The sequence below is a fragment of the Modestobacter sp. L9-4 genome (genome assembly GCF_019112525.1).
In the GTDB taxonomy this organism is placed as follows: Bacteria; Actinomycetota; Actinomycetes; order Mycobacteriales; family Geodermatophilaceae; genus Modestobacter.
This window is the reverse complement of sequence record NZ_CP077800.1, coordinates 1,491,098-1,515,423: the sequence shown is the minus strand read 5'-3', so window position 1 is coordinate 1,515,423 and position 24,326 is coordinate 1,491,098. Positions and strand designations below refer to the sequence as shown.

Genomic DNA, 24,326 nt, shown 5'->3' with positions numbered 1-24,326 from the left:
CACCCGTCGCAGGGAGCAGTCACTCCCGCCCCATCCGACTCAGGCGGCCGTCGGCTCCTGCGCCGGAGTGGCCAGCGTGACGGCGACCTCGTCGAGCACCGCCCGGTGCACCGGCAGCGACATGTGCCCCACCCCGCGCACCAGCACGTTGCGTGCACCCAGGTCGGGGTGGTCGCAGCGCCCGGCACTCGAGGGCAGCACCATCTGGTCGAGGTCGCTGTAGACCGCGGTCACCCGGGTGCGGCAGCCCGGCGCCGGTGCAGCCAGCTCCTGGATCAGCGCCGACCCGGGGCGCAGCTGCCGCACCAGCGGGGTGGGCAGCACGTGCGCCCACCGGCTCCCGCCGTGCGGCGTCCCCAGGGTCACCAGCGCGTCGACCCGGGCGTCACCGCCCAGCCGCTGCACGAGGTACCGGGCCACCAGCCCGCCCAGGCTGTGACCGACCACGTGCACCCGGTCGTGCCCGGTCTCCCGGCACACCGCCTCCAGCTGGCGGCCCAGCGCCACTGCGGCCGTCTCGACGTCCCGCAGCAGCGGGCTGTAGTTCCAGGAGCACACCTGCGCGAACCCCCGCCGCCGCAGCCCCCGCTGCATCACCGAGAAGACCGACCGGTTGTCGACCAGCCCGTGCACCAGGACGACGGGCACGCGGGCGGCCAGCGGGTCGGCGGCGAACAGGGCGCGCACCGCGGGCGGCTGGTCGCCGGGGCGGTACCGCGGGTCGGCGCGCAGCCGTTCGGCCCGCGCCCCGAGCGGGTAGAGCAACGCATGGGCACCCACCCAGGCGAGCTCGGTCAGCGTGCCGGCCAGGGCGGCCGGGGACACCACCGACCGCAGACCGGCGTGGTGCTGCCCGCCCGCGGGTGCCGGGTCGCTCCCGGCTCCGGCGCCCCGCGCGTGCCAGGCTGGGGAGGAGGGCTGGTCGGTCGAGTGCACGCCGGTCTCCCTCCTGTCCGCTCCGGCACCGCGCCGGGCGGTGCCGCGCACGTGCTGCGTCGGCCTCGGGGGACTGGGGTGCCCTGAGGTGCCCGACGTCACACACCGCCCCCCGACACGCGCCCGCGTCCCCACCGCCCGAACCGAGGAGCCGACCAGTGCCCGCCCGTGACCGCGTTCCCGCCCGCTCCGGCAGGGGAGGTGCGTCGGCGTCCGGACGCCGCCCGGCGGAGGCCTCCCGCGGCCCTGCGTCGGACCTGCTGGTGGTCGGCACCGTCCCGCTGCTCGCCCGGGTCGCCGGGGGGCTGCTGGTGCTGGCCGGCCTGCTGGCCGCCGTCGCCGCCTTCCCCACCTACCTCGTCGTCGGCGGGGTGGCCGTCGGGCCGGTCACCGGTCCGGTGTCGGCACTCGTCGCGCTGGTGGCGCCGCTCGTCACCCTCGTGGTGGGCGCCGGCCTGGCGCTCGGCCGGGTGCCGCGGCTGGGCCTGGCGTACGCCTCGGTCAGCGCTGCGCTCGCGGTGGGCCGGCTGCTCATCGAGGTCTACCAGGGCCGCGCCTCGACCACCCGTCCGGCGGTCGACGTCCTGGGCGGCGAGCGGGTCGTCATCAGCTCGGTCGACATCAGTGCCGGCTGGGTCCTCGGGGTGGTCGCCCTGGTGCTGACCGTGCTCGCCGGGGGAGTCGCGCTGGTCGCCTGGGGGCGCACGGTCATGGAGGACGGCGGGTCGCTGGACCCGCTCCGGCCGGCGCTCGCCGGCGCCGCGGTGTTGCTCGGGGTCGGGGCGGTGCTCTGCCTCGCGCTGCCGGCCGCCGACGTCCCGGACCGGGTGGTGGTCGACCCGGCCACGGGGCTGGAGACGGTGGTCACCGCGCAGGGGCCGCCCGCGCTGCTGGAGCGCCCCGGCCTGGCCCTGCTCGGCGGGCTGCTGCTCGCCGGTGCCCTGCTGCTGTGCGCGGTGACCGCGCCGTCGCTGCGGCCGCGCCTGGGTGCCGTCGGCGGGCTGCTGGGGGTGGCGGTCTTCGTGCTGGCCGCCGGGCTCAGCGGTCTGCGGGACGCCCTGCACGGCCCCGACCTGGACTGGACGGTGACCGGCGCCGGGCTGCTCGTGCTCGGGCTGGCCCTGCTCGCCCTCGCCGTGCTGGCCTGGCGCGCGCGTGCGGGCACGGCCCCGGTGGCGGCGCCCGACGAGCGGTTCGCCGGCCCGCGCGAGGACTGATCCCCGGCCACCGGCGCACAGCCGGACACGCCCGCCGCCGGAGGCACGTGGCGCGGACGCCCGGCGGGCGGGCTACGGTCCCTGTTCGTGGATCTCTTCGAGTACCAGGCCCGTGACCTGTTGGCCGCGCACGGTGTGCCCGTGCTGCCCGGCGGCGTAGCCGAGACACCCGAGCAGGCGGAGGCGATCGCGCGCGAGATCGGCGCGCAGGTCGTGGTGAAGGCCCAGGTGAAGGTGGGCGGCCGCGGCAAGGCCGGCGGCGTCAAGCTCGCCGACGACCCGGAGGCCGCCCGGGCCCGCGCCGAGGACATCCTCGGGCTGGACATCAAGGGCCACGTGACCCGCAAGGTCATGGTCGCCCAGGCCAGCGACATCGCGGAGGAGTACTACTTCTCCTACCTGCTCGACCGGTCCAACCGCACCTTCCTGGCGATGGCCAGCAAGGAGGGCGGCATGGAGATCGAGCAGCTCGCCGTCAAGCGCCCCGAGGCCCTTGCCCGCATCGCCGTCGACGCCTCCGTCGGGGTCGACGCTGCGAAGGCCGCCGAGATCGTCGACGCCGCCGGGTTCCCGGCCGAGGTCCGCGACCAGGTGATCGCCATCGCCGTCCAGCTGTGGGACGTCTTCACCAAGGAGGACGCCACGCTGGTCGAGATCAACCCGCTGGCCAAGGACCCCTCCGGCAAGGTCCTCGCGCTGGACGCCAAGGTCACCCTCGACGAGAACGCCGGCTTCCGGCACGCCGAGCACGCCGCCCTGGAGGACGCCGCCGCCGCCGACCCGCTGGAGGCCGCGGCGAAGCAGAAGGACCTCAACTACGTCAAGCTGCAGGGCCAGGTCGGGATCATCGGCAACGGTGCGGGCCTGGTCATGAGCACCCTGGACGTCGTCGCCTACGCCGGCGAGGAGTTCGGCGGCGTCCGTCCGGCCAACTTCCTCGACATCGGTGGTGGCGCCTCCGCCGAGGTCATGGCCAACGGCCTGGGCATCATCCTGTCCGACCCCGACGTGAAGAGCGTCTTCGTCAACGTCTTCGGCGGGATCACCGCCTGCGACGAGGTCGCCAAGGGCATCGTGGCCGCCCTGGCCCAGCTCGGCGACGAGGCCACCAAGCCGCTGGTCGTGCGTCTGGACGGCAACAACGTGGAGGAGGGTCGGCGGATCCTCGCCGAGGCCGCCCACCCGCTGGTGACCGTGGTCGACACCATGGACGGCGCCGCCCGCCGCGCCGCCGAGCTCGCCGCCGCCTGAACGCCCCAGACGAGACAGGACAACTGAGATGTCGATCTTCCTCACCGAGAACAGCAAGGTCATCGTCCAGGGCATCACCGGGTCCGAGGGGCGCAAGCACACCGCGCGCATGCTCGCCTCCGGCACCGCCGTGGTCGGTGGCGTCAACCCGAGCAAGGCCGGCCAGTCCGTGGACTTCGACGGCACGTCCGTCCCGGTCTACGGCTCCGTCGCCGACGCCATGAAGGAGACCGGGGCCGACGTCAGCGTCGTCTTCGTGCCGCCGAAGTTCGCCAAGGACGCCGTCCTGGAGGCCGTGGACGCCCAGATCGGGATGGCCGTGGTCATCACCGAGGGCATCCCGGTGCACGACTCGACCTACTTCTGGGCCCACGCCCAGGGTGGCTCGACCCGGATCATCGGCCCGAACTGCCCCGGCCTGATCAGCCCCGGGCGCTCCAACGCCGGCATCATCCCGGCCAACATCACCCAGGCCGGCAAGATCGGGCTGGTCAGCAAGTCCGGCACGCTGACCTACCAGATGATGTACGAGCTGCGTGACATCGGCTTCTCCACCGCCGTCGGCATCGGTGGCGACCCGGTCATCGGCACCACGCACATCGACTGCCTGCAGGCCTTCCAGGACGACCCGGAGACCGAGGCCATCGTGATGATCGGCGAGATCGGCGGCGACGCCGAGGAGCGCGCCGCCGACTTCATCAAGGCCAACGTCACCAAGCCCGTCGTCGGCTACGTCGCCGGCTTCACCGCCCCCGAGGGCAAGACCATGGGCCACGCCGGCGCCATCGTCTCCGGCTCGGCCGGCACCGCCGCCGCCAAGCAGGAGGCCCTCGAGGCCGCGGGCGTGCGGGTCGGCAAGACCCCGTCGGAGGCCGCGCGCCTCATGCGGGAGATCGTCGGCGCCTAGGAGGGACCCCCTCGCCCCTCACCGCTCGCGAGCTCGCGGCGGGGCCCGGTGAGGGAACCGAACGCACCACCGCTGCCCGGCGTCCTCCTCGGAGGGTGCCGGGCAGCGTCGTCCCCGGAGGGACGGGAGACTGTCCGGGACCACCCGCCAGCGGAGGAGGACAGCCCGGTGACGTCCACCGCCCCCGACCCGGCCGACACCGGGTCCCCGCCGGACGCCGTCGCCGCGGTGCCCCGCCCGCGGGTGCGCCCGGGACGGCCCGCGCGCGCCGACGTCGTCGTCGCCGCGGGCACGGTGGTGTTCCTGGTCCTCCTGCTGGTGCCCTGGTACCGCCGGGAGGGCTTCGACCTGGGCTACGGCCACCGCGTCGAGGCGACGTCCGCGAACGGCCTGGACTCCGGCCTGCTGGTCACCGCACTCGTGCTGCTCGTGCTGGCCAGCGCGTGGGCGCTGCTGCCCGCGGTGGCCGACGTCCCCACGCCGTTCCCGCGGGCGCTGGTCACCACCGGGCTGGTCGCCCTGGCGTTCCTGGTGACGGTGCTGGCGTGGCTGTCCTCCCTGGACCTCGGGTTCAGCCTGCCCGGGCTGCTGGCCGTGCTCACCGTCGCCGCGATGCTCGCCGTGTCGCTCCGGCGGCTGCTCCCGCAGGCGCGGGCGTGGGTGGCCGCCGAGCGGGCCCAGGACGTGACGTGAACCGCCCCGGCGCGTGCACCGCGTCGCCGGCCGCGGGTCTTGGCACAGTGGAGGCGTGACGTCCCTGCTGTCCCGGCTGCCCTCACTGGGACCGGGGGACGGCGAGCCGCGCAGCTCGGCCACCGGCGGGCTGGCCGCGGCCGCCGCCCTGGCGGTGCACGTCCTCGGCCTGCTCGGACTGGGCCTGGCGCTCGTCGTCGTCCAGACCCTCGACCCCGACGGCGGCCTGCCCGTGGGCTCCTCGGCGCGGCTGGCCGCCCAGCTGTGGCTGCTCGCCCAGGGCGCCCAGCTGGACCTGCCCTCCGGGCCGCTGCGGGTGGCGCCCCTGCTGCTCACCCTGGTCATCGCCTGGGGGCTGAACCGGGCCGCCGGCTCGGTGGCGGCGGTGCGCGCGGTGCACACCGCGGGCGGGGCGGCGCGGGTGCTCGCCGTGGTCGTGGGCGTCCACGTCGTCGCGACCGCCGGGCTCGCGCTGCTCGCCGACGGTGCCGCCGCCCCCGTCGGCCTCCTCCGGCCGGTGCTCGGCGCTCTCGTGCTGGCCCTGGTCGCCGGCGGACTCGGGGTGCTGCGCGACTCCGGTCTCAGCGCCGAGCTGGCCGACCGGTTCCCCGGCCCGGGGCGGGCGCTGTGGCAGGCCGTCGTCGCCGGCACGCTGACGCTCGCCGCCTGCTGCACCGCGGTCGTCGCGGTCGCCCTGGTCGACGACATCGCCGCGGTGGGCCGGCTGGCCACCGGTCTCGGCGGGGCCAGCGCCGGCGCCGCCGGCCAGGTCGGGCTCAGCCTGCTGCTGCTGCCCAACGCCACCGCCGCGGTGATGGGGCTGGCCGCCGGTCCCGGCTTCGTGGTCGGGGCCGGCACCCTGGTCTCCGCCGGCGGGGTGAGCCTGGCCGCCGTGCCGGCGCTGCCGCTGATGGCCGCCCTGCCCGACACCCAGGCCGTGCCGCTGCTGGCCTTCCTCGCCCAGGCGCTGCCGGCCGTCGCCGGGCTGGTCGCCGCGGCGGTGCTCGGTCGGCGGCTCGGCGAGGACGACGGCGGCAGCGTCACCGCCGCGCTGTGGGGCCTGGTGGCCGGCGTGGGCGTCGGCGTCACCTGCGGGCTGGTCGTGCTCGTGGCCGGTGCCCGGCTGGGCGACGGTGCGCTGGCCGAGGTCGGCGCCCCGGCGCTGACCACCGGCCTGGCGATCGCGGCACAGGCCGGCATCGCGGCCGCGCTGGCCGCCCCGGTCAGCCGCTGGCGCGCCCGCGGCTGAGCCCCGTCCGCCCAGCTGCCGAGCGCCCGTCCCGATGGTGGCGGCGCGGCTCGCAGGCAGGCACTGTGCGCCCGGTGCCCGTTCCGGCGTCGGAACGGGCACGGAGCGCACAATGCCCGGATCGACCGTGGCCCGGATCGACCGTGGCCCGGATCGACCGTGGCCCGGATCGACCGTGGCCCGGATCGACCGTGGCCCGGATCGACCGTGGCCCGGATCGACCGTGGCCGGGACCGGGCGTCCCCGGTGGTGCCCAGGGCGGCGGGTCGCCCGGTGCACCCGGCTAGGGTTGGCCACCGTGCCCGCCGTTGCGCCCGCTGCACCGCGGTCCCGGGTCGTCGTCCTCCTGTCCGGGGCCGGCACCCTGTGCGCCGCGCTGCTGGCCGCCACTGAGGACGCCGGCTACCCGGCCGAGGTGGTCGCCGTCGGCTCCGACCGGCCGCACGCCGCCGGGCTGGCCGCCGCCCGCGACCGGGGCGTCGACACCTTCGTGACCGCGCTGGCCGACCACCCCGACCGCGCGCACTGGGACCGCGCGCTGGCCGCCGAGCTGACTGCCCGGCGTCCGGACTGGGTGGTCTCCGCCGGGTTCATGAAGCTGCTGGGCCCGGCCGTGCTGGACGCCTTCGGCGGCCGGGTCCTCAACACCCACCCGGCGCTGCTGCCGGCGTTCCCCGGGGCGCACGCCGTCCGGGACGCCCTGGCCGCCGGCGTGGACACGACCGGTGCCACCGTCCACCTCGTCGACGCCGGCGTCGACACCGGACCGGTGCTCGCCCAGCGCGCCGTGCCCGTCCTGCCCGGGGACGACGAGGCGCGGCTGCACGAACGGATCAAGACCGTGGAGCGCGAGCTCCTGGTGCACACCCTGGCCGACCTGGTGACCCAGGCGCCGGCCGCCCCGACCGTCGACGAACCTCAGGAGAGCACCCGATGAGCGACCGCACCCCCGTCCGCCGCGCACTGCTCGGGGTCTACGACAAGAACGGCATCGAGGAGCTGGCCCGCGGGCTCGTGGCAGCCGGTGTCGAGCTGGTCAGCACCGGCGCCACCGCCGCCCGCATCGCCGACGCCGGCCTGCCGGTCACCCCGGTCGAGCAGGTCACCGGCTTCCCCGAGACCCTCGACGGGCGCGTGAAGACGCTGCACCCGGCCGTGCACGCCGGCATCCTCGCCGACCGCCGCAAGCCCGAGCACGTCGCGCAGCTCGAGGCCCTGGGCATCGCCGCCTTCGACCTGGTCGTGGTGAACCTCTACCCGTTCAGCGACACCGTGGCCTCCGGTGCGACGCCCGACGAGTGCATCGAGCAGATCGACATCGGTGGCCCGGCGATGGTGCGCGCGGCTGCCAAGAACCACCCGTCGGTCGCGGTGGTGGTCGACCCGGGCCGCTACGCGGAGGTGGTCGAGGCCGTCACGGCCGGCGGCTTCACCCTCGCCCAGCGCCAGCAGCTGGCCGCCGAGGCGTTCCGGCACACCGCGGCCTACGACGTGGCGGTCGCCTCGTGGATGGGCAACGTGCTCGCCCCCGACGACGAGAGCGGCTTCCCGGCGTGGGTCGGCGGCAGCTGGGAGCGCGCCGACGTCCTGCGCTACGGGGAGAACCCGCACCAGGGTGCCGCGCTGTACCGCAGCGGCCAGCCCGGGCTCGCCGACGCCGAGCAGCTGCACGGCAAGCAGATGTCCTACAACAACTACGTCGACACCGACGCCGCCTGGCGGGCCGCGCACGACCACGCCGACCCCTGCGTGGCGATCATCAAGCACGCCAACCCGTGCGGGATCGCCGTCGGCGCCGACATCGCCACCGCCCACCGCAAGGCGCACGCCTGCGACCCGGTGTCGGCCTTCGGCGGGGTCATCGCCGCCAACCGCGAGGTCGACCTGACCATGGCCGAGCAGATCTCCGAGGTCTTCACCGAGGTGGTCGTGGCCCCCTCGTTCACCGAGGACGCCCTGGGCGTGCTGACCCAGAAGAAGAACGTCCGGCTGCTGCAGATGCCCGAGGCGCCGCGGCTGTCGATCGAGCTGCGCCCGGTCAGCGGTGGGCTGCTGCTGCAGACCGCCGACCGCATCGACGCCCCCGGCGACGACCCGACCAGCTGGACCCTGGCCACCGGCGCCCCGCTGGACGCCGCCGGCCTCGACGACCTGGTCTTCGCCTGGCGGGCGGTGCGCGCGGTGAAGAGCAACGCGATCCTGCTGGCCAGCGACAAGGCCACCGTCGGGGTCGGCATGGGCCAGGTCAACCGCGTCGACTCCGCCCGGCTCGCGGTCACCCGCGCCGGTGAGCGGGCCACCGGGTCGGTCGCGGCCTCCGACGCGTTCTTCCCCTTCGCCGACGGCCTGCAGGTGCTCCTCGACGCCGGCGTGAAGGCCGTCGTCCAGCCGGGTGGGTCGGTGCGCGACGCGGAGGTGGTCGCCGCGGCCGAGGCCGCCGGCGTGACGCTGTACCTGACCGGCACCCGCCACTTCGCCCACTGAACGAAGGACCCTGCTGCCCCCCACGCCACGCTCCGCGCGGCGCGGGCCCCTGCAGCAGGGCCGGGAGAGGACCGGATGAGGCACACCTCGCGAGCGCACGTGGAGCCGCCTGAGCCCGGGTCGGTCTGGGAGGACGAGGACCTCGCCCGGGTCGACTGGGACTCCGCCGTCCTGGAGCAGGTCACGTTCCTCGACTGCCGGTTCGACGACGCCCAGCTCGCCGAGCTGGTGACCCGGCGGTGCGTGTTCGAGCGCTGTGTCCTCACCGGGGTCAACCTGTCGGGCTCCCGGCACGAGGGGAGCGCGTTCCTCTCGTGCCGGTTCGACCGGGCGAAGCTGTTCGACGCCTCCTGGACCGGCTGCAAGCTCACCGGCTCGCAGTTCCCCAACGTCACGATGCGGCCGATGACGAGCGTGGAGTCCGACTGGTCCTACGCCTCGCTGCGGGGCGCGGACCTGTCCGGCGTCGACCTGTCGGGGCAGCGGCTGGCCGAGGCCGACCTCACCGACGCCGACCTGCGCGAGTCCGACCTGCGCCAGGCCGACCTGCGGCACGCCCGCGTGCAGACCACGCAGCTGCGCGGGGCGGACCTGCGCGGCGCCCTCACCGAGGGGCTCAACTGGCAGGCCCTGGACCTGACCGGGGTGCGGGTCGACCTGGGCCAGGCGGTGCAGTTCACCGTCGCCCACGGCGCCCTCGTCGACTGACCCGGTGGCCGCCGGTGCCGCCGGTCCCGGGCGGCGTCCGGCGTCGGGCAGACTGGACGACGTGGCAGCGACGACTCTCGACGGCAAGGCGACCGCAGCGGCGATCCGGGGCGAGCTCACCGAGCGCGTCGCCGCACTGGCCGCCATGGGACGGCGTCCCGGGCTGGGCACCCTGCTCGTCGGTGACGACCCGGGCAGCCGCTGGTACGTCAACGCCAAGCACTCCGACTGCGCCCAGGTCGGCATCGCCAGCATCCAGCGCGAGCTGCCCGCCACCGCGAGCCAGGAGGAGGTGCTGGCGGTCGTCGACGAGCTGAACGCCGACCCGGCCTGCACCGGCTACATCGTCCAGCTGCCGCTGCCGAAGGGCATCGACGAGAGCGCCGTCCTGGAGCGCATCGACCCGGCCAAGGACGCCGACGGGCTGCACCCGGTCAACCTCGGCCGGCTGGTGCTCGGCGTCCCCGGTGCGCTGCCCTGCACCCCGCTGGGCATCGTCGAGCTGCTGCGCCGGTACGACGTCCCGCTCGCCGGCGCCGAGGTCGTCGTCGTCGGCCGCGGCATCACCGTGGGCCGCCCGCTGGGCCTGCTGCTCACCCGGCGCACCGAGAACGCCACCGTGACCCTCTGCCACACCGGCACCCGCGACCTGGCCGCGCACACCCGTACCGCCGACGTCGTCGTCGCCGCGGCCGGCGTGCCCGGCCTGATCACCGCCGACATGGTCAAGCCGGGTGCCGCCGTCCTCGACGTGGGCGTCAGCCGGGTCGACGGCAAGATCGCCGGTGACGTGGCCGCCGACGTGCGCGAGGTCGCCGGGCACGTGGCCCCCAACCCCGGCGGCGTGGGCCCGATGACCCGGGCGATGCTGCTGTCCAACGTCGTCCTGGCCGCGGAGCAGGCGGTCGGCGCCCAGGTGCTCTCGGCATGACGGCCCGGTCGGCGTGACCCGCCCCCGGCCGGCGACCCGCCCGGGCGCGCGGCCGCCGCTGTACCTGCGGCGCCCGCTCATCGCCGGCTTCCTGCGGCAGTGGCCGCTGCTGAGCTGCATCGTCCTCGTCGCGGCCGGGCTGCTGCTCGTGGCCGCGGAGCGGTGGCGGGTGGGCCTGGTGCTGATGGGCCTGGCGCTGGTGCTGGCCGGGATGTTCCGGCTGCTGCTGCCGGTCCGCCGCATCGGGTTCCTCGCCGTCCGCAGCCGGCCGGTCGACATCACGCTGATGCTGGGCGCCGGCGCCGTCCTGGTCGTCAGCGTGCTCGCGATCCCGGGCTCCTGACCGGCCCGCATGGCCACCTGGCCCGGCCCGGGGCTAGGTTGGCGGGCATGGCGGATCGGGCCCGGAGCGGCAAGGTGACCGTGGTCGGCGCCGGCTTCTACGGGTCGACGACCGCGTTGCGGCTGGCCGAGTACGACGTGTTCGAGACCGTCGTGCTCACCGACGTCGTCGAGGGCCGGCCCGAGGGCCTGGCGCTGGACATCAACCAGTCCCGCGCGATCGAGGGCTTCGGCACCCGGGTCGTGGGCGTGGGCGGCGGCTCCTACGCCGGCACGGAGGACTCCGACGTCGTCGTCGTCACCGCGGGCCTGCCCCGCAAGCCGGGGATGAGCCGGATGGACCTGCTGGAGACCAACGCCGGCATCGTGCGCCAGGTCTCGGAGAACGTCGCCCGCACCTCGCCCGACGCCGTCGTCATCGTGGTCTCCAACCCGCTGGACGAGATGACCGCGCTGGCCCAGCTGGCCACCGGCTTCCCGCACGGGCGGGTCATGGGCCAGGCCGGGATGCTCGACACCGCGCGGTTCACGAACAACGTCGCCGAGGAGCTCGGCGTCCCGGTCGCCTCGGTGCGCACCCTGACGCTGGGCTCGCACGGCGACACGATGGTCCCCGTCCCCTCGCGCTGCACCGTCGACGGCCGCCCGCTCGCCGAGGTGCTCCCCGCCGACCGGATCGCCCACCTGGTGGAGCGCACCCGCAACGGCGGCGCCGAGGTGGTCGCCCTGCTCAAGACCGGGTCGGCCTACGTCGCCCCCTCGGCCGCTGCTGCCCGCATGGCGCGCGCGGTCATCGAGGACTCCGGTGCGGTCATGCCGGTGTGCGCGTGGGTCGAGGGCCAGTACGGCATCTCCGGGGTCTACCTGGGGGTCGAGGCCGAGATCGGCCGTGAGGGTGTCCGGAGGGTCGTCGAGAGCGACCTGTCCGACAGTGAGCTGGCAGGCCTGCGCGAGGCGGCGGACGCCGTTCGTGCGAAGCAGGCCGACATCGCCGACCTCTGACCGCGCCGGTCAGAGCAGAGAGAGGGAAACCGATCACGTGAGCAAGATCAAGGTCGAGGGCAAGGTCGTCGAGCTCGACGGCGACGAGATGACCCGCATCATCTGGCAGTTCATCAAGGACCAGCTGATCCTCCCGTACCTGGACGTCGACCTCGAGTACTACGACCTGGGCATGGAGAACCGCGACGCGACCGACGACCAGGTCACCATCGACGCGGCCAACGCCATCAAGCAGCACGGCGTGGGCGTCAAGTGCGCCACCATCACCCCGGACGAGGCGCGGGTCGAGGAGTTCGGCCTGAAGAAGATGTGGCGCTCCCCGAACGGGACGATCCGCAACATCCTCGGCGGCGTCATCTTCCGCGAGCCGATCATCATGCAGAACGTGCCGCGCCTGGTGCCGGGCTGGACCAAGCCGATCATCATCGGCCGCCACGCCTACGGCGACCAGTACCGCGCCACCGACTTCACGTTCCCCACCGCGGGCACGCTGAAGGTCGTCTTCACCCCCGAGGACGGCGGCGAGCCGATCGAGCGCGAGGTCTTCCAGGCCCCCGGCGCCGGCGTCTCGCTGTCGATGTACAACCTCGACCAGTCGATCTACGACTTTGCGCGGGCCTCGCTGAACTACGGCCTCAACCGCGGCTACCCGGTCTACCTCTCCACGAAGAACACGATCCTCAAGGCCTACGACGGCCGCTTCAAGGACATCTTCGAGGAGGTCTTCCAGACCGAGTTCAAGGAGCGCTTCGACGCCGCCGGCATCACCTACGAGCACCGGCTGATCGACGACATGGTCGCCGCCTCGCTCAAGTGGGAGGGCGGCTACGTCTGGGCCTGCAAGAACTACGACGGTGACGTGCAGTCCGACACCGTCGCGCAGGGCTTCGGCTCGCTGGGCCTGATGACGTCGGTGCTGGCCACGCCGGACGGCAAGGTCGTCGAGGCCGAGGCCGCCCACGGCACGGTCACCCGGCACTACCGCGCCCACCAGCGCGGCGAGGCCACCTCGACCAACCCGATCGCCTCGATCTTCGCCTGGACCCGGGGCCTGGCCCACCGCGGCGTGCTCGACGGCACCCCCGAGGTCACCGCGTTCGCGGAGACCCTCGAGCGGGTCTGCATCGAGACCGTCGAAGGCGGCCAGATGACCAAGGACCTCGCCCTGCTGATCAGCAAGGACGCCCCCTGGCTGACCACTCAGGACTTCCTGGCGGCCATCGACGCCAACCTGCAGAAGGCCATGGCCTGACGACAGCTGTCGTAGCAATGGCCTGATCCACCCCCGCTCCACGGACGGCCCCCTCACCCCTCGGGTGCGGGGGCCGTTCCGCGTCCGGGTGCGGTGATCACCCCGGGCTGGTGCTGGTCATCCGCGGGCCGTGACCGCCACCAGCCCGAGGTGATCACCGTCTGTGGACGGCGGCAGCGCCGGGACGCCGTCCTCGGCCACGCTGCCCGTCGTGTCCCGACAGCCGTACCGGCCCGACCTGCTGCACGGGCGCGTCTTCCGGGGGTCCTGGGCGGTGCGCACCGGGGTGCTCACCCGCGCCCAGTTGCGCAGCAGCGCCTGGCGCCGGCTGCGGGAGGACGTGTACGCCGACGCGACCGAGCCGGACACCCACCGGCTCCACGCCCGGTCAGCCGCCCTGGTCATGCCCCGGGGTGCCGCGCTCGGTGGCCGGACGGCCGCGGTGCTGCACGGTCTGACCGACGCCGCAGGCCCCGGCGACCCGGTCGAGGTGGTGCTGCCGCCGTCGCTGCGCTGGGACCCCCAGCCCGGGGTGCGGGTGCGGACGGCGTCACTGGACGGCGATGTGGTCGGCCGCGGCCCCTTCCTGCGCTGGACGGCGCCGGTGCGCACGGCCGTCGACCTGGCCCGCCGCGGACCGGTACCGGAGGCGGTCGTGCTCCTGGACCAGCTGGTCGACGCGCGGGTCGTCGAGCTGACGGCCGTGCGGGCCGCTGTCTCCGGGCTGCCGCGTTGCCGGGGGAGCCGCACCGCCCGCGAGGTCGTGGCGCGCGCCGACGGCCTGGCGCAGTCCCCGCAGGAGACCCGGCTGCGGCTGCTGCTGGCGGACACCGACCTGCCCTGCCCGGTCGCCCAGTTCGAGGTGCGGGACGCCGGCGGGTTCGTCGCCCGCGTGGACCTCGCGTGGCCGGACCGACGGCTGGCCCTGGAGTACGACGGCTTCTGGCACGCCGATCCGGTGCAGTTCCGGCGGGACCGCGAGCGGCTGAACCGGCTCACCGCAACGGGCTGGCGCGTCGTCTTCGTGACCGCGGCCGATCTGCACCGGCCCGGCCAGCTCCTGCGCCTGCTCCGAGCCGAGCTGGCGTGACCACCCCGGACCGGCGCCTGGCGTGATCATCCCGGGCTGGTGGTGGTCACGGGCGGCTGGTGACCACCACCAGCCCGGGGTGATCACCGGGTCAGACGCCGAAGAGCTGGGTCCACCAGGGGCCGCCGGCGCCGGTGGCCACGCCCAGGCCCATCGTGCGGTAGTCGCAGTTCAGGACGTTCTGCCGGTGGCCGGGGCTGCCCATCCACGCCCGCACGACCGCGTCGGCGTCCGGCTGACCCTGGGCGATGTTCTCCGCGCGGGCGTTGCCCACCCCGGCCTCCCGGGCGCGGTCGAAGGGCGACCGGCCCTCCGGGTCGGCGTGGGAGAAGTAGCGGCGGTCGCGCATGTCGGCGCTGTGCGCCCGGGCCACCCCGGCCAGCCCGCCGTCCGCGCTGACCGCACTGCAGCCGGCCGCCGCGCGCTCGGCGTTGACCAGCGCCAGCACCTGCCCCTCGGGCCGGGCGCGGCAGGAGCGGGTGCCGGCGCGGGCGCGGGGGCAGGCGCCGGGGGCGGAGCGGGCGCCGGGGGCGGGGGAGAGCTGCTGGGCGCGGGAGCCCGCGTGGTGCTCCGCGGGGCCGGTGCCGCGGGCGACGGCCGAGGCGCGGTCGTCGACCGGCTCGGCGCGGCCGAGGACGGCGGGACGGGCACGGGCGGGACGACGGACGGCGACGGCGCAGGGACCGGCGACGGCGCGGGGACCGGCGTCGGGACAGGGGTCGGCGACGGCGACAGCACCGGGCTCGCGGTGGGGCTGGGCGCCACCGGCACGGCCGCGGACGAGGAGGCGGCCGCCGCGCGTGGGACCGCGTCGTCCCGGCCGGTGAGCAGGACGCCCAGCGCCACGGCCGCCACCGCCAGGGCGACGAGCACGGGCAGCCAGACCCGCCGGGGGAGCGCGGTCAGCGGTGTGCGCACGGGCGTCGTCCTCGGCTCGGGTCGGTCGGGTACCGGGCGAGGCTAGGCGGGTGGGCGGGCCCGCGGGGGGAGGCGGCGGGACACCCGGGTGGGCCGGTGCCGTCGGCGGGGGAGGACCACGTGCCGGTGCAGCCACTACCGTGGACCGTTCCGGGGCGTTCCCGGCACACCCCACCTCTGGAGGAGCACGCCGCTCGTGAGCGACGTCTGGCTCAACATCATCATGGTCTTCGGCTTCGTGCTGGTCGGCGGCGCCTTCTCGGGCGCCGAGATCGCACTGGTGTCGCTGCGGGAGTCCCAGGTCCGCGCACTGGCCGAGACCGGCCGCCGCGGGCAGGCCCTCAACAAGCTGCTCGGTGACCCCAACCAGTTCCTCGCCGCCGTGCAGGTCGGCGTCACGCTGGCCGGGTTCTTCTCCGCCGCGTTCGGTGCCAGCACGCTGTCCACCCCGCTGGCGTCCTTCCTCGCCGGCCGCGGCGTGGGACCCGGCCTGGCCGACCCGCTGGCCTTCGTGCTGGTCACCATCGCGATCAGCTACCTGTCGCTGGTGGTCGGCGAGCTGACCCCCAAGCGGCTGGCGCTGCAGCGCGCCGAGGGGTTCTCACTCGTCGTCGCTGCCCCGCTCAACGCGATCGCCAAGCTCTTCCGCCCGGTCATCTGGCTGCTGTCGCGTTCCACCGACCTGCTGGTGCGGCTGCTCGGCGGCGACCCCAAGGCCAGCGGTGAGTCCATCAGCCAGGAGGAGCTGCGCGACCTGGTCGCCGCCCACGAGTCGCTGTCGAGTGACGAGCGCCGGCTGATCGACGAGGTGTTCCGGGCCGGCGACCGCGAGGTGCGCGAGGTGATGACCCCGCGCACCGAGGTCCACTTCCTGGACGCCTCGATGACGGCGAGCCGGGCCGCCAAGCAGGTCGCCGACTCCAGCTGGTCGCGCTACCCGGTCGCCGGGCGCAGCGAGGACGACGTCGTCGGCTTCGTGCACGTGCGCGACCTCTTCCTGCCCACCCACGCGGCCGGTCGCGCGGCGACCGTGGGCGACCTCGCGCGCGAGGTGAAGCGGCTGCCCGGCACCGCGCCGGTGCTCACCGCGCTGTCGGGGATGCGCCGGGAGAACCAGCACTTCGCGATCGTGGTCGACGAGTACGGCGGCACCGACGGCATCGTGACGCTGGAGGACCTCATCGAGGAGGTCATCGGCGACATCTACGACGAGTACGACTCCGATGTCACGACCGACAGCGACGAGCCCGCCGAGGGCCCGCACGAGGTCGACGGCCTGCTCAACCTCGACGACTTCGCCGAGGCCACCGGCGTGCAGCTGCCCGAGGGGCCCTACGAGACGGTCGCCGGCTTCGTGCTCGCCCAGCTCGGCCGGCTGCCGCTGGTCGGGGACGTCGCCACGGTCGAGGGCCGCACGCTCACCGTCCTGGAGCTCGACGGACGACGGATCGCCCGGATCTCGGTCGGTGCCGCCCCGCAGCCCGCCGACGAGGACGCCGACAGCGAGGTCACGGCCGGCTAGTCCCGCCGCCCGGGCGCACCCCGGGCGGCAGGGCCGTCAGCGGGACTGCACGAACGACCAGGCGTCGGCGACGATCTCGGTCAGGTCGGTGTGCACGGGTGCCCAGCCGAGGTCGGCGTGGATCTTGGCCGAGCTGGCCACCAGCCGGGCCGGGTCACCGGCGCGGCGGTCGCCCACGACCACCGGCAGGGCGTGCCCGGTGACGGTGCGGACGGCGTCGACCATCTCCTGCACCGAGAACCCGGTGCCGCTGCCCAGGTTGTAGATGCGGTGCTCGCCGGCCGCGGGGGCGGGCAGGGCGAGCAGGTGCGCGGCGGCGAGGTCCTTGACGTGCACGTAGTCGCGGATGCAGGTGCCGTCGGGCGTCGGGTAGTCGGACCCGTAGACGGTCAGTGACTCGCGGGTGCCGGCGGCGACCTGCAGGGCGATCGGGATCAGGTGGGTCTCGGTGGCGTGCCGCTCGCCGACGCCGTAGGCCGCGCCGCCGACGTTGAAGTACCGCAGGCTCACCGCGGCGAAGTCGTAGGCCGTGGCGTAGGAGGTCAGCATCGCGTCGACGGCGAGCTTGCTGGCGCCGTAGGTGTTGGTCGGCCGGGTCGGCGCGGTCTCGAGGATCGGCACCTCCTCGGGCTCGCCGTAGGTGGCGGCGGTGGAGGAGAAGACGATCCGCCGGCAGTCGGCCGCGCGCATGGCCTCCAGCAGCGCCAGCGACCCGGCGACGTTGTTCTGCCAGTACAGCTCCGGGGCGACCTGGCTCTCCCCGACGAGGCTCTTGGCCGCGAAGTGCAGCACCGCCTCGGGACGCACCTCGGCCAGCACGGGGGCGGAGTCGAACAGCGAGGCCTGCACGAAGCGCGCACCGTCCGGGACGGCGTCGGCGTGCCCGGTGGACAGGTCGTCGAGGACGGTGACCTCGTGGCCGCCGTCCAGCAGGGCAGCGGTGACTACGCTGCCGATGTACCCGGCTCCGCCGGTGACGAGAACGCGCATGGTGCGAGCCTAGACAGCGCCCCGCCCGGGATGCGGCCACACCGCGCTCAGGAGGAGCCCCGTGGTCAGCGCACGTCCCGCCGTGGCCGCCATGCCGGCCTACCGGCCCGGCCGCAACGCCGCCGACCTGGCCCGCGATACGTGAGAGTCAAGCGTGCGTGTGAGAGTGCGAGTGTGGCGCGGAGTGCGAGTAAACAACACACACAAGAAACTCTCTATCACACACACATCACACAAAACGAAGAAAAGAGAGAAATAAGGAAAAAGGCGGAGAGGAGAAAGGGGGTAATAATAGAGAAGTAAATATAAGGAAAGGGGGGGAGAAAGACAGCGGGCGCAGTGTGACACAGAGATCTGGGGTATAAATCTTTCTGAAATGGGAGAAGGGAGGGGGGAGGAGAAGGATAGGGAAGGCGCTGGAGCGAGAGGGGGAGGGGTGGATAGTTGAAAAGAGGGCGTTAAAGTTAAGAATGAGAAGGAAGGATTAGTAGAGAATTATAATGAGGTGAGAGAAAGTGAGTAAAATGAGGGAAAGTAGAAGGTGAAGATAAAGATGGTGAAGATGGGAAAGGAAAGAAAGGGAGAGTAGGAAGAAAAAGGAGAAAGAAAGAGAGGGGAAAGAAGAGGTAGTAGTGTGAAAAAGGCAGGGGGGAAGGAGGAATAAAGTAATTAAAATAAGGTAGGAGGGGGAGAAGAGAGGAGCTGGAGACGTTCCTGGACACCGTCCCCGCCGACACCCTGGTCGTGCTGGACGAGGCCTACCGCGAGTTCGTCACCGACCCCGACGTCCCCGACGGCGTGGAGCTGATGCGCGGGCGCCCCAACGTCGCCGTGCTGCGCACCTTCTCCAAGGCGTGGGGGCTGGCGGGGCTGCGGGTGGGCTACCTGCTGGCCGAGGACCCGGCGGTCGCCGACGCCGTCCGCCGCACCCTGGTGCCCTTCAGCGTCTCGACGCTGGCGCAGGCCGCCGCGGTCGCCGCCCTGGCCAGCGAGGACGAGGTGCGCGAGCGCGTCGCCTCGGTCACCACCGAGCGCACCCGGCTCACCGCGGCACTGCGCGAGCGCGGCCTGGCCGTCGCCGACAGCCAGGCCAACTTCGTGTGGCTGCCGCTGGGCGAGCGCACCGTGGAGGTCGCCGCCGCCCTGGAGGCCCGCGCGGTCATCACCCGGCCGTTCCCCGGCGAGGGGCTGCGCGTCACCGTGGGCAGCAGGAGCGAGGACGACGTCTTCCTCGGCGCGCTGGACGACGTCCTGACCAGCGCTGCGGCCGGCGTCCCCGGAGCCTGACCGGTGACTGCTGGGGCGCGTGGTTCGATGGAGGACGTGCCTGCTCCCCGCGTGCTGTCCGGCATCCAGCCGACCGCTGACTCCTTCCACCTCGGCAACCTCCTGGGCGCGCTGCGGCAGTGGGTGGCGCTGCAGGACGACCACGAGGCCTTCTACTGCGTCGTGGACCTGCACGCGATCACCGTCGAGCAGGACCCGGCGGTGCTGCGCCGGCGCACGCTCCTGTCGGCGGCGCAGCTGCTGGCCCTGGGTGTCGACCCCGACCGCAGCGCGCTGTTCGTGCAGAGCCACGTGCCCGAGCACGCCCAGCTCGGCTGGGTGATGCAGTGCCTCACCGGGTTCGGCGAGGCCAGCCGGATGACCCAGTTCAAGGACAAGAGCACCCGCGAGGGCGCCGGGCCGACGTCGGTCGGTCTGTTCACCTACCCGGTCCTGCAGGCCGCCGACATCCTGCTGTACCAGGCCCAGCAGGTGCCGGTGGGTGAGGACCAGCGCCAGCACCTGGAGCTGACCCGCGACCTGGCCACCCGCTTCAACAGCCGGTACGGCCCCACGTTCACCATGCCCGAGCCCTACATCCCGCAGGGGACGGCGAAGGTGCTGGACCTGCAGTCGCCGGACAAGAAGATGAGCAAGAGCCTGCCCGAGGCCGGCTGCATCAACCTGCTCGACGACGCGAGGACGACGGCGAAGCGGATCCGCTCGGCGGTCACCGACACCGGCCGCGAGGTCGTCGCCGACCCGGTCGGCAAGCCCGGCGTCACCAACCTGCTCACCATCCACTCGGCCTTCTCCGGGCAGAGCGTCGCCGAGCTCGAGGCGCACTTCGCCGGCTCCGGCTACGGCGACCTCAAGAAGGAGGTCGCCGAGGTCGTCACCGAGGCGCTGACGCCGGTGCAGCAGCGCACCGCCGAGCTGATGGCCGACACCGCCGAGCTAGAGCGGGTGCTGGCCGCGGGCGCGGCCCGGGCCCGCGAGGTCGCCGCCCCGACGCTGGCCACCGTCTACGAGCGGGTCGGCTTCCTTTCGCCGCTGGGCGGTGCGCCACGGTGACCGGACGACCGTTGCGCGCGGACGACACCTTCGTGCACCGGCCGGGCACCGCCATCTCGGCGGGCACCTCCGTGCTCGGCGTGGTCGTGGCGCTGCCCGAGCCGTGGGCCCAGCTGATGGTCGAGTGGCGCGGCAGGTGCGGTGACCCGCAGGCCAGCCTGGTGCCCCCGCACGTCACGCTGCTGCCGCCGACCGAGGTCCCGATCGGTGACCGCCCGGCCATCCGCATGCACCTGGAGCAGGTCGCGGCGACCCACCCGCCCTTCGACATCCACCTGTCGGGCACCGGCACGTTCCGGCCGGTCTCCGAGGTCGTGTTCCTCACCGTCGCCCGCGGCGGGGTCGACTGCGAGCTGCTCGCCGGCGCCGTCCGCTCCGGTCCGCTGACCCGGTCGCTGAGCTTCCCGTACCACCCGCACGTCACCGTGGCCCACGACGTCCCGACCGAGATGCTCGACATGGCCTCGGCCGGGCTGGCCGACCTGCACGCGGAGTTCCGGGTGGAGACGTTCACCGAGTTCGAGCAGCTGCCCGACGGCACGTGGGCCGTGGCCGCCGAGTACCGCCTCACCGGCACGCCCCGCTGACCCGGCCGACGCCGCCCGGGCCCGCACCGCACCCCCGGGGCGCGGCCCGGTGAGCAACCCCGTCGGCCGGGTGGTGGGCGCCGGCCGGGCGCTGCTGCGGCGCCAGCGCGACCGCCGTCCGTGGCTGGACCACCTGGTGCACGCCGGCGGGCACTACAACCGGGCGCAGGGCGACGTCCTGGCCGCCGGGGTCACCTACTACGTCTTCCTGGCGCTCTTCCCGGTCGTGCTGCTGGTCGCCGCGGTCGCCGGGTTCGTCCTGCGCGGCGACCCGCTGCTGGAGGACCAGCTGGTGCGCGGCATCCGGGACGCCGTCCCCGGAGACACCGGCCGCCAGCTCGCCGAGCAGGTCAACGGCGCGGTCGATGCCGCCGGCACCTTCGGGGTGGTCGGCCTGGCCGGCTTCCTGCTCGTCGGGCTGGGCGCGATGGACAAGCTGCGGGTCGGCATGGACGTCGTGTGGCGCGGCCGTCCCGACCCGCCGGACTTCCTCGGCGACCGGCTGAAGGACCTCGGTGCCCTGCTCGGGCTGGGTGCGGCCGGTGCGCTGAGCATCGCGCTGACCACCGCGGCGACGGCGGCGTCCGCGCGGGTGCTGGACGCACTCGGCCTCGCCGAGCGACCCGGCGCCTTCCTGCTCACCGGCGCCCTGGCCATCGGGCTGGCGCTGATCGGCGACACCCTGGTGTTCCTGTGGGTGCTCAAGGGCGTGCCCGGCAACCCGTTCGGCGTCCGCCAGCTGCTCCCGGGGGCGGTGTTCGGCGCGGTCGGGTTCGAGGTGCTCAAGCTGGTGGGCAACTGGTACCTGGGCCGGATCGGGCAGAACGTCACCGCGCAGACGCTGGGCAGCTTCGTCGGGCTGGTGGTGTGGATCAACGTGGTCGCCCGGTTCGCCTTCTACACCGCCTCGTGGACGGCGACGATCCGCTCCATCGAGCACGCGCACACCCTCGTCCCGCACGGGCCGGCCGGGCCCACCCCGCTGCCGGAGGTGGCCCTCGTCGACGAGCGCGGTCCCGGCCCCTCGCCGGTGCGGCTGGCGCTGGGGCTGCTCGGGGTCGGCGCCGCGGCGGGGGCGCTGGTCAGCCGGCTGGTCAGCCGCTCGTGGGCCCGGCGGGCGGCCGGGAGCGGTCGTCCGACGGAGGACGCCTGACCGCGGCGCCGCTGTCGCCGGCCGGCACCGGGCGCCGGGCACGGCGCCGTCCCAGCAGCGTGGCGGCCACGACCACCAGGGCACCGGCGCCCAGTCCGACCGGCACCAGCGGGTTCTCGCCGGCCGCCGGCGGGACGGGCGGGCTCGCGACCTGGGGCGCGGCCGGTGCGGCGGTGGTGGCCGGCGCCGCCGAGGTGGGCGACGGCGTGGGCGTCGGGGGATCGGTGAGCGTGGCGGCCTCGGCCGGGTCGACCAGCCGGCCCACCCCCGACGCGCCGGCCGGGGTGGCGAAGCCCCAGTCCAGCAGCCGCCGCGCCTGCTCCAGCTCGGGCACCGGACGGCGCTCGGCCTGCATCAGGCTCACCACCAGCCGGCGGCCGTCGCGCTCGGCCGCGGCGACGAAGGTGTGCCGGGCGGCGTCGGTGAACCCGGTCTTGCCGCCCAGCGTGCCGGGGTAGTCGGCGAGCAGGCTGTCCTGGTTCTGGATCTGGTAGCCCGTGGCGCCACCGGGGACGCCGGGGATGTCGGCGACCCGGGTCTGCAGCACGTCGCGGGTGTAGGGGTCCTCGACCAGTCGCCGCATGATGAGGGCCAGGTCGTAGGGCGAGGACGACTGGCCGGCGACGTCGAGCCCGGACGGCGTCCCGGCGACGGTGTCGAAGGCGCCCAGCGCGGACGCCGTGCTGTTCATCGCGGCCAGCGTGGCGGGCACCCCGCCGGCCGTGCGGGCCAGGGCGTTGGCCGCGTCGTTGCCCGACTGCATCACCAGCGCCCGGAACAGCAGGTCGACCGAGTACCGGCCGCCGCTCACCAGCCCCACCCGGCTGCCCTCGATCGCCTCGTCCTCGACGGTGCCCTCGACCTCCTGCGCGTGGTCGAGCCGGGGGGCCAGGGTGAGCAGCGTCAGCGTCTTCAGCGTGCTGGCCGGGTAGTACCGGCCGTGCGGGTCGCGGGCGCCGAGCACCTCCCCGGTGGTGGCGTCGGCCACCAGCCAGCCGCGGGCGTCGATGCCCTCGGGCACCGCCGGGGCGCCGTCCACGGTCACCATGTCGCGGGTGGCCAGGCGGGGACCGCCGACGGTGCTGCCGTCAGGGGCCGACCCCTGCGGCGGCGGACCGGGGAAGGGCGAGGTCGGGGTGGGGGCCGAGGGGTCGACCGCCGGCCGCGCGGTGTCGGCCGCGGCAGGGCCGGCGGCGCCGAGGAGCACGGCCCCGGCCACGAGCAGCACGGCGGTCGGCCGGCGCAGGGGCGGGAGCGGACGCATGACCGGACGCTAACCCGCCACGCCCGGGACGGCCCGGACGGACCGGTCCGCCTGCAGGGTGTGGGCGCCGTCTCACGAACCCGGGCCTCCTGTGTGTGCGGTGTTGCCCGTTGGCAACGATCGGGTCTCTATCCGTTCTCCGGGGGGTCATCTGGGCTGGGCCCGCAGTTAGCGTGCCTGGGTCGCCGTCGCCAGGGCGCGCCGCTCGATCAGCGGCGCCGGACGGCGGGGGACAGCACGATCCACCGCACCGGGGCGCGGCCGACGACCGTCGGACGGGCCCACCGAGAGAAGGAGAACGTCTTGCGCCGAGCGCGTGGGATCAAGGCCGCAGCACTGCTGCTGGCCGGTGGCATGGCCCTGTCGGCCTGTGCCAGTGACGAGACCAGCGGCGGGACCGCCAGCAGCGGCAGCGCCGGCGGCGCCGCCGGGAGCAGCGCGAGCGGTGACCTCAAGGTCGGCCTGGCCTACGACACCGGCGGCCGCGGCGACAACTCGTTCAACGACTCCGCCTACCTGGGCGTCGAGAACGCGGTCAAGGAGCTCGGCGGCGACCTGCGCGAGCTCACCCCCAACGAGGACGCCTCCAACCGGCCCGAGCTGCTCTCGCAGCTGGCCGAGCAGGGCTTCAACCCGGTCATCGCGGTCGGGTTCGCCTACGGCGACATCATCAGCGACATCGCCAGCGACTTCCCGGACACCACGTTCGCGATCGTCGACTCCAGCGGCCTGGACGCCGACGGCAAGCCGCTGGGCGCCGGCAACGTCACCGGCCTGCAGTTCGCCTCGGAGCAGGGGTCGTTCCTGGCCGGCGCGGCCGCGGCCCTGAAGTCCGAGGCGAACCACGTGGGCTTCGTCGGCGGCGTCGAGACCCCGCTGATCCAGACCTTCCAGGCCGGCTTCGCCGCCGGTGCCGAGGCCGCCAAGCCGGGCATCACCGTCGACGTCAAGTACATCTCCCCGGCCGGTGACTTCTCCGGGTTCTCCGACCCCGCGCGCGGCCAGATCGTGGCCCAGGGCATCTTCGACTCCGGCGCCGACGTGGTCTACCACGCCGCCGGTGCCTCCGGTGGCGGTGTCTTCACCGCCGCTGCCGCCTCGGGCAAGAAGGCCATCGGCGTCGACTCCGACCAGTACCAGACGGTCGACGACCCGGCGCAGAAGGCCGTCATCATCACCTCGATGCTGAAGCGGGTCGACAACGCCGTCCAGGGCTTCATCACCGACTTCAGCGAGGGCAAGGCCAAGGGCGGCGCCGACGTCGTCAACGACCTGTCGACCGACGGTGTGGGCCTGTCCTACAGCGGTGGCTTCATCGACGACATCAAGCCGCAGATCGACGACTACGCCGACCAGATCAAGTCCGGCGCGATCAAGGTCCCCACGGCTCCCTGATCGACTCGCACGCAGCGCTGCGGACGCGGCGGGTTCCGGTGGCGGCACACGCCACCGGGCCCGCCGTTTTCCGTGTGTACCGTCTGCGCGTCGGA

At 74.2% G+C, this 24,326-nt stretch carries 23 protein-coding genes; 19 read left to right on the top strand and 4 right to left on the bottom strand.

The window, feature by feature from the left end:
• Nucleotides 1-39 precede the first annotated feature (39 nt).
• Nucleotides 40-936, bottom strand: a complete 897-nt coding sequence (locus tag KUM42_RS06970) for a triacylglycerol lipase (RefSeq protein WP_237496065.1) — start codon at nucleotides 934-936, stop codon at nucleotides 40-42.
• Nucleotides 937-1,199: 263 nt separating this feature from the next.
• Between KUM42_RS06970 and KUM42_RS06965 the strand changes: the two genes are divergently transcribed.
• The 13 genes from KUM42_RS06965 (at nucleotide 1,200) to KUM42_RS06905 (ending at nucleotide 14,062) form a co-directional block, all read left to right on the top strand.
• On the top strand, nucleotides 1,200-2,153 hold the full coding sequence (locus tag KUM42_RS06965; RefSeq protein WP_237496064.1) for a hypothetical protein: 954 nt from the start codon (nucleotides 1,200-1,202) through the stop codon (nucleotides 2,151-2,153).
• Nucleotides 2,154-2,240: 87 nt separating this feature from the next.
• Nucleotides 2,241-3,404 (top strand): ADP-forming succinate--CoA ligase subunit beta, encoded by a 1,164-nt coding sequence (sucC, locus tag KUM42_RS06960; protein WP_237496063.1) that lies wholly within the window; start codon nucleotides 2,241-2,243, stop codon nucleotides 3,402-3,404.
• Nucleotides 3,405-3,432: 28 nt separating this feature from the next.
• A complete protein-coding gene (gene sucD, locus KUM42_RS06955; protein ID WP_237496062.1) occupies nucleotides 3,433-4,311 on the top strand; it encodes a succinate--CoA ligase subunit alpha in 879 nt (292 codons plus the stop codon).
• Between the two features lie 168 nt (nucleotides 4,312-4,479).
• A complete protein-coding gene (locus tag KUM42_RS06950; protein ID WP_237496061.1) occupies nucleotides 4,480-5,004 on the top strand; it encodes a hypothetical protein in 525 nt (174 codons plus the stop codon).
• Between the two features lie 55 nt (nucleotides 5,005-5,059).
• Nucleotides 5,060-6,253 carry a DUF6350 family protein gene (locus KUM42_RS06945; RefSeq protein WP_237496060.1) on the top strand — a complete coding sequence of 398 codons (1,194 nt, stop codon included), beginning with the start codon at nucleotides 5,060-5,062 and terminating at the stop codon, nucleotides 6,251-6,253.
• 298 nt (nucleotides 6,254-6,551) lie between these two features.
• Entirely contained in the window at nucleotides 6,552-7,190 is a 639-nt protein-coding gene (gene purN, locus KUM42_RS06940) for a phosphoribosylglycinamide formyltransferase (RefSeq protein WP_237496059.1), read from the top strand.
• The gene (gene purH, locus KUM42_RS06935; protein ID WP_237496058.1) at nucleotides 7,187-8,737 is read left to right on the top strand and encodes a bifunctional phosphoribosylaminoimidazolecarboxamide formyltransferase/IMP cyclohydrolase; all 1,551 of its coding nucleotides are present in this window, start codon (nucleotides 7,187-7,189) and stop codon (nucleotides 8,735-8,737) included. Before purN ends, purH begins: the two co-directional genes overlap by 4 nt.
• Nucleotides 8,738-8,836: 99 nt before the next feature.
• Nucleotides 8,837-9,445 carry a pentapeptide repeat-containing protein gene (locus KUM42_RS06930; protein ID WP_237496057.1) on the top strand — a complete coding sequence of 203 codons (609 nt, stop codon included), beginning with the start codon at nucleotides 8,837-8,839 and terminating at the stop codon, nucleotides 9,443-9,445.
• A 61-nt stretch (nucleotides 9,446-9,506) separates the two neighbouring features.
• On the top strand, nucleotides 9,507-10,376 hold the full coding sequence (locus tag KUM42_RS06925) for a bifunctional methylenetetrahydrofolate dehydrogenase/methenyltetrahydrofolate cyclohydrolase (protein ID WP_237496056.1): 870 nt from the start codon (nucleotides 9,507-9,509) through the stop codon (nucleotides 10,374-10,376).
• A 13-nt stretch (nucleotides 10,377-10,389) separates the two neighbouring features.
• Nucleotides 10,390-10,719: a DUF3017 domain-containing protein gene (locus KUM42_RS06920; RefSeq protein WP_237496055.1), complete on the top strand. Its 330-nt coding sequence runs from the start codon at nucleotides 10,390-10,392 to the stop codon at nucleotides 10,717-10,719.
• A 47-nt stretch (nucleotides 10,720-10,766) separates the two neighbouring features.
• A complete protein-coding gene (mdh, locus tag KUM42_RS06915; protein ID WP_237496054.1) occupies nucleotides 10,767-11,720 on the top strand; it encodes a malate dehydrogenase in 954 nt (317 codons plus the stop codon).
• A 37-nt stretch (nucleotides 11,721-11,757) separates the two neighbouring features.
• Nucleotides 11,758-12,972, top strand: coding sequence for an NADP-dependent isocitrate dehydrogenase (locus KUM42_RS06910; RefSeq protein ID WP_237496053.1), 1,215 nt, complete (start codon nucleotides 11,758-11,760; stop codon nucleotides 12,970-12,972).
• A gap of 211 nt (nucleotides 12,973-13,183) precedes the next feature.
• Nucleotides 13,184-14,062 carry an endonuclease domain-containing protein gene (locus KUM42_RS06905; RefSeq protein WP_237496052.1) on the top strand — a complete coding sequence of 293 codons (879 nt, stop codon included), beginning with the start codon at nucleotides 13,184-13,186 and terminating at the stop codon, nucleotides 14,060-14,062.
• A gap of 91 nt (nucleotides 14,063-14,153) precedes the next feature.
• Here KUM42_RS06905 and KUM42_RS06900 read toward each other — a convergent pair whose 3' ends face one another.
• Nucleotides 14,154-14,510 carry a CAP domain-containing protein gene (locus KUM42_RS06900; RefSeq protein WP_237496051.1) on the bottom strand — a complete coding sequence of 119 codons (357 nt, stop codon included), beginning with the start codon at nucleotides 14,508-14,510 and terminating at the stop codon, nucleotides 14,154-14,156.
• A gap of 666 nt (nucleotides 14,511-15,176) precedes the next feature.
• On the opposite strand from KUM42_RS06900, the gene KUM42_RS06895 reads away from it, so the two are divergent.
• Nucleotides 15,177-16,502, top strand: coding sequence for a hemolysin family protein (locus KUM42_RS06895; protein ID WP_237496050.1), 1,326 nt, complete (start codon nucleotides 15,177-15,179; stop codon nucleotides 16,500-16,502).
• A gap of 36 nt (nucleotides 16,503-16,538) precedes the next feature.
• On the opposite strand, the gene galE is transcribed toward KUM42_RS06895, so the two are convergent.
• Nucleotides 16,539-17,492: a UDP-glucose 4-epimerase GalE gene (gene galE, locus KUM42_RS06890; protein ID WP_237496049.1), complete on the bottom strand. Its 954-nt coding sequence runs from the start codon at nucleotides 17,490-17,492 to the stop codon at nucleotides 16,539-16,541.
• Between the two features lie 702 nt (nucleotides 17,493-18,194).
• Here galE and KUM42_RS06885 point away from each other — a divergent pair.
• From KUM42_RS06885 to KUM42_RS06870, 4 genes are read left to right on the top strand one after another with little or no spacing between them, the layout of a single operon-like run.
• Nucleotides 18,195-18,779 carry an aminotransferase class I/II-fold pyridoxal phosphate-dependent enzyme gene (locus KUM42_RS06885; protein ID WP_255557577.1) on the top strand — a complete coding sequence of 195 codons (585 nt, stop codon included), beginning with the start codon at nucleotides 18,195-18,197 and terminating at the stop codon, nucleotides 18,777-18,779.
• A 27-nt stretch (nucleotides 18,780-18,806) separates the two neighbouring features.
• Nucleotides 18,807-19,832, top strand: coding sequence for a tryptophan--tRNA ligase (trpS, locus tag KUM42_RS06880; RefSeq protein ID WP_370629342.1), 1,026 nt, complete (start codon nucleotides 18,807-18,809; stop codon nucleotides 19,830-19,832).
• The gene (locus KUM42_RS06875) at nucleotides 19,829-20,419 is read left to right on the top strand and encodes a 2'-5' RNA ligase family protein (protein WP_237496046.1); all 591 of its coding nucleotides are present in this window, start codon (nucleotides 19,829-19,831) and stop codon (nucleotides 20,417-20,419) included. The genes trpS and KUM42_RS06875 overlap by 4 nt, the downstream gene beginning before the upstream one ends.
• A 49-nt stretch (nucleotides 20,420-20,468) precedes the next feature.
• Complete coding sequence (locus tag KUM42_RS06870; RefSeq protein ID WP_237496045.1) at nucleotides 20,469-21,572, top strand: YihY/virulence factor BrkB family protein; 1,104 nt, start codon at nucleotides 20,469-20,471, stop codon at nucleotides 21,570-21,572.
• Here the strand turns inward: KUM42_RS06870 and KUM42_RS06865 are convergent.
• Nucleotides 21,514-22,836: a D-alanyl-D-alanine carboxypeptidase family protein gene (locus tag KUM42_RS06865; RefSeq protein ID WP_237496044.1), complete on the bottom strand. Its 1,323-nt coding sequence runs from the start codon at nucleotides 22,834-22,836 to the stop codon at nucleotides 21,514-21,516. The two genes, KUM42_RS06870 and KUM42_RS06865, sit on opposite strands and share 59 nt — an antisense overlap.
• A gap of 303 nt (nucleotides 22,837-23,139) precedes the next feature.
• Between KUM42_RS06865 and KUM42_RS06860 the strand changes: the two genes are divergently transcribed.
• Nucleotides 23,140-24,231: a BMP family protein gene (locus tag KUM42_RS06860; protein ID WP_237496043.1), complete on the top strand. Its 1,092-nt coding sequence runs from the start codon at nucleotides 23,140-23,142 to the stop codon at nucleotides 24,229-24,231.
• The last annotated feature ends 95 nt before the right edge of the window (nucleotides 24,232-24,326 follow it).